This window comes from Chryseobacterium nakagawai (assembly GCF_900637665.1).
GTDB classification, from domain to species: domain Bacteria; phylum Bacteroidota; class Bacteroidia; order Flavobacteriales; family Weeksellaceae; genus Chryseobacterium; species Chryseobacterium nakagawai.
This window is the reverse complement of record NZ_LR134386.1, coordinates 345,262-362,061: the sequence shown is the minus strand read 5'-3', so window position 1 is coordinate 362,061 and position 16,800 is coordinate 345,262. Positions and strand designations below refer to the sequence as shown.

14 protein-coding genes are annotated in these 16,800 nt (G+C 36.6%); 13 read left to right on the top strand and 1 reads right to left on the bottom strand.

Features of this window, described 5'->3' with window-relative positions; translation table 11 throughout:
* Positions 1–45: 45 nt before the first annotated feature.
* The gene (locus EL260_RS01705) at positions 46–603 is read right to left on the bottom strand and encodes an SPOR domain-containing protein (RefSeq protein WP_123858568.1); all 558 of its coding nucleotides are present in this window, start codon (positions 601–603) and stop codon (positions 46–48) included.
* A gap of 182 nt (positions 604–785) precedes the next feature.
* Here EL260_RS01705 and EL260_RS01700 point away from each other — a divergent pair, with 182 nt between their 5' ends.
* From EL260_RS01700 to ypfJ, 13 genes are all read left to right on the top strand, one after another.
* Positions 786–2,144 (top strand): c-type cytochrome, encoded by a 1,359-nt coding sequence (locus tag EL260_RS01700; RefSeq protein WP_123858567.1) that lies wholly within the window; start codon positions 786–788, stop codon positions 2,142–2,144.
* Between the two features lie 23 nt (positions 2,145–2,167).
* Positions 2,168–5,233: a TAT-variant-translocated molybdopterin oxidoreductase gene (locus EL260_RS01695; protein ID WP_123858566.1), complete on the top strand. Its 3,066-nt coding sequence runs from the start codon at positions 2,168–2,170 to the stop codon at positions 5,231–5,233.
* A gap of 25 nt (positions 5,234–5,258) precedes the next feature.
* Entirely contained in the window at positions 5,259–6,656 is a 1,398-nt protein-coding gene (gene nrfD, locus EL260_RS01690; RefSeq protein ID WP_123858565.1) for an NrfD/PsrC family molybdoenzyme membrane anchor subunit, read from the top strand.
* Positions 6,643–7,164: a DUF3341 domain-containing protein gene (locus EL260_RS01685; RefSeq protein ID WP_047376185.1), complete on the top strand. Its 522-nt coding sequence runs from the start codon at positions 6,643–6,645 to the stop codon at positions 7,162–7,164. The genes nrfD and EL260_RS01685 overlap by 14 nt, the downstream gene beginning before the upstream one ends.
* Positions 7,157–7,843, top strand: coding sequence for a c-type cytochrome (locus EL260_RS01680; protein ID WP_123858564.1), 687 nt, complete (start codon positions 7,157–7,159; stop codon positions 7,841–7,843). The genes EL260_RS01685 and EL260_RS01680 overlap by 8 nt, the downstream gene beginning before the upstream one ends.
* 8 nt (positions 7,844–7,851) lie before the next feature.
* Entirely contained in the window at positions 7,852–9,183 is a 1,332-nt protein-coding gene (locus EL260_RS01675; protein ID WP_123858563.1) for a quinol:cytochrome C oxidoreductase, read from the top strand.
* A gap of 182 nt (positions 9,184–9,365) precedes the next feature.
* On the top strand, positions 9,366–10,571 hold the full coding sequence (locus EL260_RS01670) for a hypothetical protein (RefSeq protein WP_123858562.1): 1,206 nt from the start codon (positions 9,366–9,368) through the stop codon (positions 10,569–10,571).
* Entirely contained in the window at positions 10,572–11,108 is a 537-nt protein-coding gene (locus EL260_RS01665; RefSeq protein WP_123858561.1) for an adenine phosphoribosyltransferase, read from the top strand. It abuts the gene before it with no gap.
* Positions 11,109–11,313: 205 nt separating this feature from the next.
* Positions 11,314–12,021 (top strand): YfgM family protein, encoded by a 708-nt coding sequence (locus tag EL260_RS01660; RefSeq protein WP_123858560.1) that lies wholly within the window; start codon positions 11,314–11,316, stop codon positions 12,019–12,021.
* A 3-nt stretch (positions 12,022–12,024) separates the two neighbouring features.
* Positions 12,025–12,543 carry a 6,7-dimethyl-8-ribityllumazine synthase gene (gene ribH, locus EL260_RS01655; protein WP_123858559.1) on the top strand — a complete coding sequence of 173 codons (519 nt, stop codon included), beginning with the start codon at positions 12,025–12,027 and terminating at the stop codon, positions 12,541–12,543.
* 213 nt (positions 12,544–12,756) lie between these two features.
* On the top strand, positions 12,757–14,835 hold the full coding sequence (locus EL260_RS01650; protein WP_123858558.1) for an LTA synthase family protein: 2,079 nt from the start codon (positions 12,757–12,759) through the stop codon (positions 14,833–14,835).
* 150 nt (positions 14,836–14,985) lie between these two features.
* Entirely contained in the window at positions 14,986–15,828 is an 843-nt protein-coding gene (locus tag EL260_RS01645; RefSeq protein ID WP_123858557.1) for a hypothetical protein, read from the top strand.
* A gap of 77 nt (positions 15,829–15,905) precedes the next feature.
* A complete protein-coding gene (gene ypfJ, locus EL260_RS01640) occupies positions 15,906–16,769 on the top strand; it encodes a KPN_02809 family neutral zinc metallopeptidase (RefSeq protein WP_123858556.1) in 864 nt (287 codons plus the stop codon).
* Positions 16,770–16,800: the final 31 nt, after the last annotated feature.

Here is a 16,800-nt window from a genome sequence, read left to right as displayed (position 1 = left end):
AAAAAGCCGAGAATATTCTCGGCTTTTATATTTTAAAGTTTTCAGTTACTTTGCTTCTGCACAGAAAATTCTGTACTGAACCGCAACTGCAGATTTGAAATACTCTCTCACTCTTGAAAGATCACTAGCTGCACTTTGCTTAGTGAAATAACTTCCGGCTAAGATTTTATAATTAGGTCTTAAAGAAGCATCTGTTTCCACTTTAAGGTTAGGAAATCTTTTTCTGAAATAAGACTTCACTTCATTAGCTTCTTCATTACTTTTTACCGTTGTTATTTGAATTTTGTACCCTAAAATTCTAGGATTTTTTCTACAAATTTCGGCATTAGTCAATTCCCTATTCGGCACATAAATCTTATTAGGCTTTGTATTTGTTCCCGAAGAAATGCCCAAGTCATTATTACTATAATCTTTAATGGGATTATTGACAGCAACCTTTGAACATTTATCTTCAACTCCTTCCAAAGCAGCATTTATTTTGGAATCCATAGTGATGACAAGCTCCGTTCCTGAAAGCGTATCTTTTTTAACAACCTGCTGGGCTTCAATACTATAAAAACCAAACAATGATAATATCGAAAATATTTTGATCAAATTTCTCATTTAAACTTGTTTCCGCAAATTTATACAAATTAAAAAACTATACCAAACGAGTTATTTAGAATCAATACAAATTAAACGTAAATGATATTTTCCCCTTTCTATATGCCGTTAAATTTCTGTTAAAAATATTATTTTTGCGGAATTGATATGTTTCAATAATTTACTAACATAAGATAATTTAAATGATTAGTTGGAGAAAGCATTATAAAAAAACGTTGATCGCAATAGGCTTATTGCTATCAACCAGTGCTTCATTTTACGGGCAAGACGGCGATCCTAAAAACGGAGAGAAACTTTTCAAAGCGAATTGTACTGCATGTCACGCGCTGGACAAGCAAGTAATAGGACCACCATTAAAGGGGGTTGTAGAACGTGTAAAGACAGAAGGTGGTGTAGACAGAGATTGGCTTCACAAGTGGATTAAAGACAACAAAGCTCTAAGAGCTTCTGGGGATAAATACGCCAATGAAATTTTTGAAAAGTATAATAAAACTGAAATGTTACAGTTTCCTAACCTTACGGAGAAGGATATTGATGACATTTTAGCTTTCACTACTAATCCTCCGGCTCCGGAAGAAAAAAAGACGGAAGCCACTCCTGCACCTGGCGCTGATGCGGCAGCTCCTGCAGACAAAAGCACAACAAACATTGTAATCATTTCCCTATTAGCCATCGCTGGTTTATTGGTTTGGATCTTGGTTAAACTAAGACAATTAGTGAAACTAGGCCAATCTGAAGAATTGACAGGGCTTAACGAAACGAGAGTTCGTTCGTTCAAGGAAATGTATGAGAAGTTCCACTATGTAGGAAAAGGTATAATAGCTATTCTTGCTATTCTTGCTGCTTACGGAGTTTGGAACTGGTTAATGTGGATCGGGGTTTACAAAGGGTATAAGCCTGAGCAGCCTATCTACTTCTCTCACAAAATCCACGCTGGAGAACAGAAAATTGACTGTCAATTATGTCACTCTAGTGCTAAATACGGAAAAGTATCTGAAATTCCTTCTATGAACGTTTGTATGAACTGTCACAGAACAATTTCTGAATACAACGCAGATCACTACATGGAGCCAGGAAAAGACAAGGCATTCTATGATGGAGAAATCCAGAAGATCTACGCTGCAACAGGTTGGGATCCTGCAAAACAACAGTATACAGGAAAAACACAGCCGGTTGAATGGACAAGAATCCACAACATGCCAGATTTCGTTTACTTCAACCACTCTCAGCACGTAGTAGCAGGTGAACAAGCGATCATCAATTCTTTCAACAAAAAGAACCCTAACAACAAAATTGATGTTGTATGTAAGGCTTGTCACGGTAAAATTGATACAATGAATGTTGTTCAGATGGCTAACGACTTTACTATGGGATGGTGTATTGAATGTCACAGAACAACTGAGGTTGATATGAACAACGGTTATAATAAAGAGTACTTCAAAAATCTACACGACAAGTTGAAAAAACAATATCCACAAGATGGAGGTAAGATCACTGTAGATGCAATTGGAGGTCTTGAGTGTGGTAAATGTCATTATTAATAACTAAAAAATTAGAAGTATAAATGGCTTCAAACAAAATACAATTCAGAAGTATTCATGAACTTAAAGATCCTGCTTTAAATAATAAGCTGGCTCAGAAAGAGTTTCAGGAAGAAATTCCGGTAGAAGATTTCCTTGGAGATGCTGAGACAAACGGATCAAGTACTTCAAGAAGAGATTTCCTTAAATTACTAGGATTCTCTACGGCAGCAGTAACATTAGCTGCCTGTGAAGCTCCGGTAATCAAAACAATCCCTTACGTGGTAAAACCACACGATATTATTCCAGGGGTTCCTAATTATTATGCATCAACATATTTTGACGGATTCGATTTCGCTAGTGTTTTAGTAAAGACTCGTGAAGGTAGACCCATCAAAATTGATCCAAACCCAGCTGCTGGTGATTTAGGTAAAACTAACGCAAGAGCTCAGGCAAGTGTACTTTCTCTTTATGATAATGATAAAGTAAAGCAGCCTAAACTAGACGGTAAAGATGAAACTTTCGATAAAGTAGACAGTTTTGTTCTTAAAGGTTTAGAAGAAGCTAAAGCGTCAGGTAAAAAGATTGTGCTTTTATCACACTCTTTTGCTTCACCTACTTTCAAAAAGCTATTTGGTGAATTTAAAGCAAAATACCCTACAGCAGAATTAGTAACGTATGATGCTTTCCCATACTCTGCAGCATTAGATGCAGCGCAGGAAGTATTCGGACAGAGAGCATTGCCTGTTTATGACCTTAAAGGTTCTGAATTGGTAGTTTCTTTCCACGCTGATTTCTTAGGAGATTATAATGCTTCAAGCTTAGAAACATCTTACGCAGCGGCTAGAAAGCCAGGTCCAAACATGTTGAGACACATTCAGGTAGAATCAAACATGTCATTAACCGGAGCTAACTCTGATTCAAGATACAGATTAAAGCCAAGTGCTGTAAACAAAACTTTAGTTGAAGTTTATAATGCAATTGTAGGTGGTGGTACTTCAGACAAGACTGCTACTGAAATTGCTAATGAACTGAAAGCAAAAGGCAGCAAAGCTGTTGTTTTAGCTGATGGTTCTAAAGGAGCACAGGTTTTAGCACACTTAATCAACCAAAAATTAGGTTCAGTAGCTTTCACTGGTAAAGCAAACTTCCTAAAAGAATTTGATAAAGCAAGATATCAGGAATTCTTAGGATGGGTAAATGCAGGTCAGGTTGGAGTATTAATTACAAACAACGTAGACCCTATCTACTCTCATCCAAAAGGAGAAGATTTCAAAAAATCTTTATCTAAAGTTTCTTATGTAGTTGCTGTAGCCGATAAGAAAAATGAAATGTACAAAGCAGCGAAAGCTGTAATTCCGGTTGCAAACTGGTTAGAGTCTTGGGGAGATATTGAACCTCAGACTGGAGTATATTCATTGATGCAGCCTACGATCCAAAAAATCTACAAATCAAGACAGATTGAAGAGTCTCTATTGGTTTGGAAGAATGGTAAAAACAATGCAGCAAACAATTACTACGATTATTTAAAAGCTAGCTCAGCTTCTATCCTAGGGGGTACTTCTTTCAACAAAGCATTGTATAATGGTATCAGTACTTCTAATAATTCAACAACATTAGCATACACTGGTGGAAACGCTGCTCAAGCTGTTGCTGAACTAGGAAACTTTAAAGCTTCTGAATTAGAATTGGTATTATATACTAAGACTTCAATGGGAGATGGTACTCAGGCAAACAACCCTTGGTTACAAGAATTGCCAGATCCATTGACAAGAATGTCTTGGGATAACTACTTGACAATTTCTCCTAAAGATGCAGAGAAATTTGCAATTGACAATGATCTTAACGCGAGAATGCAGCTAGATGGTTCTATTGTAAACCTTACTGTAAATGGAGTAACAATAAAAGACGTTCCTGTATTTATTCAACCTGGTCAGGCAGAAGGATCTGTAGGTCTTGCCCTTGGTTATGGTAAAAAGAATTCAGGAGCAACTGCAGATACAGGGGTAAATGCTTATCCTTTATTTGACGGTTCTAACCTTGCTCTTTCAGGGGTTAAAATTGAAAAGACAGGAGAAGATCACGAATTTGCAGGTATCCAGCTTCAAAATACATTGATGGGTCGTTATGAAATCGCGAAGGAAGTTCCTTTGGCTGAATTCATTAATGTTCCTTTTGATGATGAGCACAAAGGATGGAACAAGCCTTTGGAATACCACACGATCAGTGGAGCTCTTCCAGCAAGAAAAATTGACCTTTGGGATGCATTTGATGATACTGATGGTCCTCACTTCAACTTATCTATCGACTTGAACTCTTGTACAGGTTGTGGAGCTTGTGTAATTGCTTGTCAGGCTGAGAACAACGTTCCTGTAGTAGGTAAAGAAGAAGTAAGAATGTCTAGAGATATGTATTGGTTAAGAATTGACCGTTATTATTCTTCAAGACAGAAAGTAGAAGTATACGAAGGATTAAAAGAAGGAATGGCTGTACCTGAATTGTATGGTACTGCATTCGGAGACGGAGGGGCATTAAATCACCCAGCTGATAATCCAGATGTAATCTTCCAACCAGTAATGTGTCAACACTGTAACCACGCTCCATGTGAAACAGTATGTCCGGTAGCGGCTACTTCACACGGTAAGCAAGGTCAAAACCATATGGCTTACAACAGATGTATCGGTACCAGATATTGTGCAAACAACTGTCCATACAAAGTAAGACGTTTCAACTGGTTTACTTATAACCTAAATGACAAGTTCGATTTCAACATGAACAATGATTTAGGAAGAATGGTACTTAACCCAGACGTAGTTGTAAGAACTAGAGGGGTAATGGAGAAATGTTCATTGTGTATCCAAGAAACTCAAGCTACCATTTTGGCAGCGAAGAGAGAGAATAGAAAAGTAACAGATGCTGAGTTCAAAAATTCTTGTGCTTGTGCTGCTGCTTGTTCTACAGGGTCAATGACTTTCGGAGACATGAATGATAAAGAGTCTGAAGTTAGAGATTTATATTCTAGCAACAGAAGATATTATTTACTAGAGGAGATCGGAACCAAGCCAAACGTGTTCTATCACACTAAAGTAAGAAACAGAGTAGAAAAATAAAGTTTAAATAATAAATAGGTAAAAAATGTCAGGACATTACGAAGCTCCGATAAGGGAACCTCTAATTATTGGTCACAAAACTTATCACGATATCACAGAGGATATTGCACGACCTATCGAAGAAAGAGCAGGTAAATTATGGTGGATTTCATTATACGCAGCCTTAGTTCTATTCATCTATGGATTCGGATGTATCGCTTATACTATCGGGACAGGTATTGGATCATGGGGGCTTAACAGAACTATTAACTGGGGTTGGGATATTACCAACTTCGTATGGTGGGTAGGTATCGGTCACGCCGGAACCCTAATCTCAGCAGTATTATTATTATTTAGACAGAGATGGAGAATGTCTGTAAACAGATCTGCAGAGGCGATGACGATCTTTGCGGTTGTACAGGCAGCAATCTTCCCTGTAATTCACATGGGTAGAGTTTGGGTTGGATATTGGGTATTCCCATTACCAAACCAATTCGGTTCTCTTTGGGGGAACTTCAACTCTCCTCTACTTTGGGACGTATTTGCGATCTCTACGTATTTCTCAGTATCAACTGTATTCTGGTTCATGGGACTAATCCCTGACTTTGCAATGATCAGAGATAGAGCGAAAACTCCTTGGACTAAGAAGATTTATACATTCCTTGCATTCGGTTGGGGTGGTAAAGCAAAACACTGGCAAAGATTTGAAGAACTTTCTTTGGTTCTTGCAGGGTTGGCAACTCCACTTGTATTCTCGGTACACACTACCGTATCTTTTGACTTCGCGACTTCAGTAATTAAAGGATGGCACTCAACGATCTATCCTCCTTACTTCGTTGCTGGGGCGATCTTCTCAGGATTTGCAATGGTACAGACACTATTGTTAATTGCTAGAAAAGTGTGTCACTTAGAAGAATATATTACGATGTACCATATCGAAATTATGAACATTGTAATTGTTTTAACAGGTGGTATGGTAACGGTAGCTTATGCTACTGAATATTTCATCGGATGGTATTCTGGATCAAGATTTGAAGACTTTACATACCTTTCACCAGGTGCAGCAGTAGGACCTTACTGGTGGGCATTTTGGTCATTAATTATCTGTAACCTTGTTATTCCTGCATCGTTCTGGTTCAAAAAAGCGAGAACAAATATTATCTGGACATTCATTGTTGCATTAATTATTAACATCGGTATGTGGTTTGAGCGTTTTGATATCATCGTTATCAACCTTTCTAGAGACTACTTACCAGGATCTTGGACTATGTTTAAACCAACGATCATTGATGTGGGTGTATACTTAGGAACAATCGGATTCTTCTCTGTATTATTCTTACTATACGCAAGAACATTCCCTGTAATTGCACAGGCTGAATTAAAATCGATTCTGAAAATTTCAGGTGAAACTTATAAAGCAAAAGAAGGAGATGAGCACCACTAAAATTGTATACGGACTTTATGCTGACGACGACGATTTAATGAACGGCGTTAAAGCATTCAACGATAAAGGAATCGCAATAAACGAAGTTTATACTCCGTTTCCGGTTCACGGACTAGACAAAGCTTTAGGGTTAAAGAAAACCAGAATTTCTGATGCTGCTTTTCTATATGCTCTTTATGGTGTTACTATCGGTGCTACGGTTACCTGGTATGTAATGAACCATGACTGGCCTCAGAATATTGGTGGTAAACCAGCGTTTGACTGGGCACACAACATGCCGGCATTCGTAGTTCCAATGTTCGAATTAATGGTATTCTGTGCTGCTCACATGATGTCTTTAACTTTCTTAGTTAGAAACAAAATGTATCCGGGAGCTCCAGCTCAGAACCCAGATCCGAGAACTACTGATGATAAATTCATGATGGAATTCGTAACTGAAGATGTAGAGTCTGTAAAGCAGTTGCTAATTGAAACTGGAGTTGAAGAAATAACTGTTAAAGATGCTTAAAATGAAAAAGAATGTATTAAGAATTACAGCAGTTTTAGGTTTAACAACAGTTTTGCTTAACTCTTGCGGACCAAAGGAGAATACTCCGTTGGTATATTTCCCGGACATGTATTTTCCGGTAGCTTATGATCCATTGATGAAGGCTCAGGATGCATATTCAGATCATGAAAATGAAATTCCTGCTTTTGTTAAAAATAACGGGGCAACAGGTCTTTCTCCAGTAGAAGGATCAGTAGCACAAAATAAGGATGGTATTTTTGAAGAAGGTCTAAAACCAAAGAATGTTGACGAGTACAACGCGGGGTATGATGCTTCTAAAAAACTAACAGCTTCTCCTCTAAACCCAGCTAATGCAGCGAAGGACATTGAAAGAGGAAAAGTATTGTTTGATCACACTTGTGCTGCATGTCACGGAACAGGAGGTGACGGACAAGGACCAATTGTACAAACAGGGGCATTCTCTGGAGTACCAAACTATGCTGACAGAGAAATTACTGTAGGGTCTGTTCATTATGTATTAACAAACGGTAGAAACGCGATGGGATCTTATGCTGGACAGCTAAACCCTGGTGATAGATGGAGAGTGGCAATGTATGTGATGAGTGCTTTCAAAAAAGGCGCAGCAGCACCGGCAGCCGCAGCACCAGCAACTGAAACGACTACTGAAACTAAAAAATAAGAAAAGAAATGTATAGTTTTTCACCAAAATTAAAATCAACTTCTATAATACTTCTTGTTGTAGGTTTAGTTCTTTTCGGTATTGGTTTCTTTTTGAACAAAGGAATTTCTACTGAGAAAATAGAACACATGATGGAAGCTGTTCATGCTTCTGGTCATACTGCTCCTACACACTCAAGTGAAATGGTAGGACCTCAGGATCACAACGCTCATTTAGAGCATGCGACAATGCAGGTTCATAATTCGCCTTTAGCATCCATACATTTCGTAGCTGTATTTTTCTTCGGAGTAAGTTGTGCAGTATTATTTTTCTACTGTATTCAACATGCAGCGCATGCAGGATGGCCAATTATCATTACAAGAGTAATGGAGGCTATTGCTTCTTATATTCCTTATGGAGGAGCTATTCTAGTAATAATTATGTTATTGAATATTTTTCACCAAGGTCACTTATTCCACTGGATGGATCCGGATTTAACAGATCCAGAATCTGCACATTTTGACGTGATTTTATTTGAAAAGAAAAGATTCTTAAATATTCCTTTCTATGCCATCAGAACACTTATTTATGTAATAGGCGCTTCATTCTTTGCATGGAAACTGAAAGCTCAGTCTAAGAAAGTAGATGACACGAATTCAAAAGTTGAGTATCAAATGCTTTACAGATGGGCTGTAGGATATATTGTATTCTTCGGGTTTGCATCTGCAGCTTGGGCTTGGGACTGGTTAATGTCTATTGACCCGCACTGGTACTCTACAATGTATATCTGGTATTCAATGGTTAGCTGTCTTTCAAGTGGTATTGCTGTAATCATTTTATTAAGTGTTTATCTTAAGAAAAATGGTTTCTTACCACAGTTCAATGATAACCACTTACACGATTTAGGAGTATTCCTTTTCGCTACAAGTATGCTTTGGACATATACATGGTTCGCACAGTTCATGCTATATTGGTATGCAAACGTACCAGAAGAGGTTAACTACTTCTTCGGAAGATTCCAGCACTATGGAACAACGTTCCTTCCAATGCTAATTGTCAACTTCTTATTACCTCTATTGGTATTAGTAAGTAGCAGCATTAAGAGAAACTACAAAGTAGTTACTACTATGGCTGTTGTAGTTATTTTAGGTCACCTTTTAGATTACTTCAATATGGTAATGCCTGGAACGGTAGGTCCTTATTGGAACACTCCAGAGGTATTCCTATTAATAGCAGGAGCTGTTTTATTTGTAGCAGGATTATTTATGTTTACTGTATTAACAGCTTTATCTAAATTAAAGTTGATTCCTACAGGAAACCCATTCTTACACGAATCTGAAATTTATGAGTATCCTTTCTAAGGACTTGTAACACAATAAAAACCTAAAAGACTGATTGTTTAAACGATCAGTCTTTTTTTATGTTCAAAATATAGTAGTTATTTCAGCAACTATTTCCAATAGGATCTCCAGGAAAAACAAAACAAAAAATAAAATCTACTATTAATAAAGGTTTTAGTAAATTTGCAACAAACCAAATAAAAATGAAAAAGTTTTCTTTTCTACTTGTTTTCAGTCTGTTGCTTTTTACAGCATGTAAGAAAGATCATGTAGATGCTACGAATACTAAAACGCTGCAGTCAAGTATCAATGATATGACTTCCAGCCTACCAACCATTAAGCAAATTAAGTTTAATGAAGCTCTTTATATCCTTAAAACATTTGGAGTGGAAGCTGATGGGGATGTGAATGAGCTAAAAGCTCTTGGAAAACTGATTAATGGGAAAAAAGTTCCTGAAATCATGACCTTAGCGGATGAAGTTGCACAGAAAAACGGAATTGAATGGGCTAGTTCTTCCCCACCATCATTAGGTGAAATGAATATCTTTGGAGATGATAAAGCTAAGGAAAGTGACCCTAATGACGTTAAAGCGGGAGCATTAAGCCTCGTAACCAGACCAACAGGTGATGATGGAAACGGTGCACCAACCTCCATCCAGATCGTTCCAAGATTAGTAGATGCAGCAGGAAATCCTGTATCGTTTACCGGAGCAGGTTTGGAAGCTACATTAGAAGTTTTCAGCAATGGAGTAAGACTTTCCACCGCTAAAAACCTGATGCAGGATAATAATTTTAAAGGATTCAATCTTAAGTTCTCCTCTATTCCGGCTTCAAAAGTAGTAGATAACAAAATTGATATCACTGTTTCTGTAAAAACAACGGCAAAGACATTCAAAATGTCTAAAATCGGATTGGATGTAAATGCTGCAGCCCTAAAAGTTCCTGCGGTTCCAAAAGCAGATACAACGGCAGTACCACAGCAACCAAGCGCGGTAGTAGATCCTAATAATCCGGGTACCACTACTCCACCTACTACAACGGATCCAAGTACAGTAACCCCTACAGCTCCGGCTACTCCAAAACAACCGACTGCAGATCCTAAAAATACAGTAAGCAAGTTCCTGAACAGTGTAAGTTCTCAGAATTTAAAAGCGGCTTATGAAACGTCCAATAATCCAAGCTGGGGAAGTTATGAATCATTCTCTAACCCTAACTCTGGTTTTGGAGCGGTGAAAAATGTAAGTGTAAAAAATATTACAACAAGTGCAACTAATCCTAATGGAGCTAGTGTAAACGCTACTTATGATGTAACGGATAAAAACGGAAAAACTACTTCATTAAAAGTAACTTTCGGACTTAAAAATGTAAACGGAGACTGGAAAATTTCCAGTTATAAAATAAACCCATAAATGGCTTCAGCAGAATTAATCAAAAGACTAGAAGAAACAATTGAAAATATTCCCGACTTTCCTATTCCAGGAATTCAGTTTAAAGATATTTCACCCATTTTTTTAAATCCAAAACTTTATGAAGATGTCATTGCAGACCTTGCTGCCTTCAGTAAAGGAAAAGTAGATGCAGTATGCGGAATAGAAAGCCGGGGTTATCTTTTTGGAATTGCGATTGCTGTAGCGTTGGAGGTTCCTTTTATCTTAATCAGAAAAGCAGGAAAGCTTCCACCACCCATTATTTCAGAAAAATATGACCTGGAATATGGAAGTGCCATTATCGAAACCCGTGAAGGACAGATAAAACCAGGACAAAGAGTACTAATCCATGATGATCTTTTAGCAACAGGAGGAACAACCGAAGCTGCTGCTAAATTAGTAGAAAAACAAGGTGCTACTGTTTCTCAATTTAGTTTCCTGATTGGGCTAACAGGTCTTAATGGCAACGAAAAACTAAAAAAGTTTGGTGCAGAGGTATACCACATTTTAGAATATTAAAATTCAGAATAAAAATATGCTTTGACTCTGCTCAGCATGACAATCACAATAAAAACTATAGGTTTAAAAATGTCAAGCAGAGCAGAGTCGAAGCGTTTTTATAAGAAATAAGAACAAATTCTCAACATTTAAATAATAATACCAATAAAGTATTTTGTAAATCTCTAAGAAACAATTAAATTTGCAATTCAATTTTTAAAAACTTATGGCAAAATTGGGAAAGAATGCTCAGAATGAGCAAGAAGGTAAAGAAACGGTTGAGTTCTTTAAAGACCTTGACAGAGAGGCCTTAAACACTGAGAGATTTCTTGAAAAATATTCAAAACCTTTAGGGATTATTTTTGGAGTTTTAGTTTTAGGAGTTTTAGGATTCTTCGGATATAAGCAATTTGTAGTTGCGCCTAAAAATGCTGAAGCTGTAAAAAGCTTCCTTGCTGCTCAGAAAAACCTTACAGAAAATAAAAACGCAGAAGCTTTAGGAGGAAAATCTGCTGCAAACCCAGGTTTCATCGGAACTTCTAATGAATATTCAGGAACAAGCATCGGGCAGCTATCTGCTTACAACGCTGGTTTACTGAAATTCAAAGAGGGAAAATTCCAGGAAGCTTACGATCTTTTAGATAAATTCTCTTCTGACAACAAAACGCTAATGGCTATGAAATATGGAGCTATGGCTGATGCAAAATCAGGATTGAACAAAAACGACGAAGCTTTATCATTATTAGACAAGGCAGCTACTGCTTCTGATGATCCTTATACTACTTATTTCTTTACAAGAAAAGCAGGTATCGTAGCGCTAGGATTAAAGAAAGATGCAGATGCTAAAAAATACTTCTCAGTAATTGATGAGAAATACCAGGATTATGACAACGGAATGTCTGATTCTTACATTGAAATGACTAAATATTACTAAAAAATGGCAACAGTTAATCTTTCCGATTACAAGCCACTTCATATAACTAATGCCGAAGATTTTTCTATCGGCATTGTTTTTTCTGAGTGGAATGATTTTGTAACATACAATCTTCGTGATGCAGCTTTAGAAATTCTTGAAAAAGAAGGTGTAAAGGCAGAGAACATTAAGCTTTTCCCTGTTCCCGGAGCTTTTGAATTAAGCTATGCAAGCATGCAGCTTTGCAAAGAAAGAAAATACGACGCTGTAATTTCTATCGGATGTGTGATTCGTGGAGAAACCCCTCACTTCGATTATGTTTGTTCTGCTGTAGCACAAGGAATCAAGGATTGTAACATCATGACCGATACCCCTACGATCTTCTGTGTACTGACAGATGATACCAAAGAGCAATCTATTGCAAGAAGCGGCGGAGACCTTGGAAATAAAGGTGTAGAGGCAGCAGTAACAGCTTTAAGAATGATTGATTTCAAAAGAAAATTATCTGATAAAAAAGGAAACATCGGTTTTGGACATTCATAACCGTTGACATACTTTAACAATATATCGGGACTATTTTTAATAGTCCTTTTTTTGTTGGATGAATTTGGGATAAAGACAATTTCACTGAACACTCGCTTAAATTAGATGGGATAAGTCTTAAAATCTTATTAATAAACATCAGGTTTTGCTTTTTTTACCCTAAAAGTTGTATACAACAACTATCTTTGTGAAAATCGTATAGACCATAAATCCATGTTTCTAAAAAAAATAAAACCTTTCCTATATTTAGGAGTTTTTTATCTGATTATTTCATTGATAATAAGGACAATATTCTTTTTCCATCCCATCACTACCGCCAGTTTCGGATTTTTTGAGATCATTAAAGTACTGTTTGTTGGCCTTATCAACGATATTTTTGTTTTTATCCTAGCCAGTGCCATTCTTGCTCTCTACTTTTTATTCCTTTCGAACTCAAAATATAAAAAGCCTTATGGATACATTATTTTTGGAGCCTTAGTAGCATTTTTCTTGTATATTTGGCTTATTCCAAATAATATTTTCAAACAATACGGAGGCTCTGTAACAGAAATAGCCCTTTCTTTTGTAGGAATAAAGACCTTCTTATTTGGTTTAATGCTTTTCCTTCCTACACAAAGGATCAAGATCCGTAATGTTTTATATTTTATCACACTATTGTTGTATGTATTGCTTATTATCTTCAATGGAGTAAGTGAATACTTCTTTTATAATGAATTTGGGGTACGTTATAATTTTATCGCAGTAGATTACTTAATATATACCAACGAAGTCATTGGTAATATCATGGAAAGCTACCCTGTTATTCCTTTATTTTCAGGAATAATGATTGTTACATTAACCATTACCTGGTTTATCTATAAAAAGACAAAGAACGAACTGCTGGAGCTGCCTAATTTTAAACAAAAACTGATTTTACTCGGATCTTTTGCTGTACTTTGTGCAATCAGCCTGATGACACTACCGTCGTTAATGCAGATCAAATCTGATAATGTTTTTGCAGATGAAATTGAAGCGAACGGACTGCCTAAGTTTTACTGGGCTTTCACTCATAATGAACTTGACTATTTCCAGTTTTATTCGCAGCTTAACCAACAACAGGCAGAAAAAAACTTCCTGAGCCAATATCCACAACATACTTTATCAAGAAGTATTGTGGCAGAACAGCCTGAAGCAAAGAAAAATGTAGTCCTTATCTCTATTGAAAGCCTTTCTGCAGACTTCATGGAACATTATGGAAATACCCAAAAAATTACCCCATTCCTGGACAGCCTTGCAGATAAATCTTTGTTGTTTACTAACCTTTATGCTACAGGAAACAGAACTGTTCGTGGGCTTGAAGCTTTAACGCTTTGTATTCCCCCTACTGCTGGAGAAAGTATTATCAAAAGAAATGATAATAAAAATAAGTTTACTACAGGAAACGTATTCAAATCTAAAGGGTATGATGTTAAATTTCTGTATGGAGGGTACAGTTATTTTGATAATATGCAGGACTTTTTCAGTGGAAACGGGTATGATATTGTAGACAGAAATAACTTTAAGCCGGAAGAAATTACCTTTGCCAATGTTTGGGGTGTTGCTGATGAAGATATGGCCAGAAAAGCCATTCAGGTAATGAATACTGAAGCGAAATCAGGAAAACCGTTCTTCAACCATTGGATGACCGTTTCTAACCACAGACCTTTCACCTACCCAGATGGAAGAATTGATATTCCTGGAACTTCAAAAGCTCGTGAAGGAGGAGTAAAGTATACAGATTACTCCCTAAAGCTATTCTTTGATATGGCTAAAAAACAGGATTGGTATAAAAACACTGTATTTGTTATCATTGCAGACCACTGTGCTTCTAGCGCCGGAAAAACGGAACTCCCGATGGATAAGTATAGAATTCCAGCGATGATTTTTTCTGAAGGATTTATCCAGCCTCAGAAATTTGATGCTTTGATGTCTCAGATCGATGTGATGCCTACTCTTTTCGGATTGCTTAATTTCAGTTATCAATCTAAATTCTTAGGTCAGGATGTTTTTAAACCTGAATTCCAGCCTAAGGCCTATATTGCGACTTATCAGGATCTAGGATTTGTAAAAGACAATCGTTTAACCATCATTTCTCCAGTTAAAAAAGCAAAACAATATTCTCTGGAGCTGGAAAAAAGTGATCTTGCACCAGAATTTAAATTGTATTATGACGAAAAACTATTGAAAAATACAGATCAGAAGCTGGTAGACGATGCTATTTCAGCTTATCAGTCAACATCTTATTGGTTGAAGACCAAACAGCTTAACCGGTAAATAAAATTCTCTTTAAACAGATATTTCAGCTATATTTGAAGGGAGAAAACATTAACCAAAAAAATAAAAAAATTCAAGAATAGAACTTAATAGTACTTGAATTTTATACTTTAAAATATTATGAATTATTATTCATTTTTAAATAAGAGGATGTTTTTCATCCTCTTATTTTTATTTTCAGGATTAAGAGCCCAGAAACTTACCATCACTAATAACTCAGGTAACCCTATCATTATAAAAAATGGCAAAAAAGAAGTTACTCTCAACAACCGTGATAAAAAAGAGTTTACAGAAACTAATAACGTTTCCATAAATACCCTCAATGAGTTTATACAAAATATTACTCTGTTTCTTGAGCCCACAGAAAAATTAAATATCACGATAGAAAAGAATAACAAGTTTGTTTATACAGGAGATCAGGCTGAACGCCATGAATACATTACTCAACAATTAAATATAGATACTTTTGGAAAAATAAATACTTACGAACAAATAGGTCAGAGGAGAAATAGCAGTGAATTAAAAAATGCCTCAGAATTACTACTTTTAGACATTTTAAGGAAAACCGAATTACCTAATATTATTATTTCTCCGAAGGAGACGATCTCAATCAGAAGATTAAAAAATTATATCAAATATAATTGGCTTTATACCTTATTTACGACGATCAATCATCAGGATAAACACTTCAAAAAAGAAGCACTTAATTATTATTACAAAAAATACATAGAAACAGATATTCCCAAATTTAGCTGTGCGACGTCTTTACAGTATCGCGTCATTGAGGTTCTAGCAAAAAATAAATCTCTATTACCAGCAGAACTTCCTACTTACCCTATTGTTGAGCATACCGATGATGATACAATTAACCAGTATCTGCCACAAAACTGTCAAAAACAATATTTTCAGGAGAAATACAACTACCTTAATCATATCGAAGGACATAATAAAGAATATTACAACAGAATCTTGAAGGAGAAATTCAATGAATAATAAATAGAAGCATTCACAACTTAATAAACGGTTGTAAACTTTAATTTTATAAATTTACGACACAAAAACATATTATTATGAGATGGACAGACGACAGAGGTGGCAACGTTGAAGATCGCCGTGGCTCCGGAGGCGGAGGTGGCGGTATGATCGTTGGTGGTGGACTCGGAACCTTAATTATAGCAGCCATTGTTTTCTTTTTGGGAGGTGATCCTTCTGGTATATTAAATTCCGGGAGCACACAGTCTTCAGGAAATACAGGAGAAAAAAGAGAACTTACCGTACAGGAAAAACAAATCGGGGAAATGGTTGATATGATGTCTGGATGGAATACCCAAACCTGGAGCCAGATCTTTAAAGAAAATGGAATGAATTTTTCTGAACCTAGAATTGTACTTTTCGAAAGTACAACAAACTCCGGATGTGGAACAGCACAGTCTGCCATGGGACCATTTTATTGCCCAGCTGACCAGAAAATATATATGGATATGGCCTTTTTCAGTGAACTCCAACAAAGATTTGGCGCCAAGGTCACTGAATTTACAGTAGCTTATGTTCTTGCCCATGAAATGGGGCATCATGTACAAACGCTGTTAGGAACTACACAAAAAGTAGATGCCTTAAGAAGAAGCGGAAGATATTCTGAGGCTGAAATGAACAAAGTATCCGTAGCAACAGAATTACAGGCTGATTTTTATGCAGGAGTTTGGGCTAAACGTACTGATGATACTAAAAAAATTCTGGAACCCGGAGATATTCAATCTGCTATAGATGCTGCAGAAGCTGTTGGGGATGACAATATCCAAAGAAGAGGACAGGGATATGTCAATCAGGAAAGCTTTACCCACGGGTCATCTGCTCAGCGTAAAGAATGGTTTATGAAAGGGTATAATACCGGAGATATCAGACAAGGGGATACTTTCAATCAACTTTTAAAATAGTCAATAGACTTACATTATAAAATAATCGCCA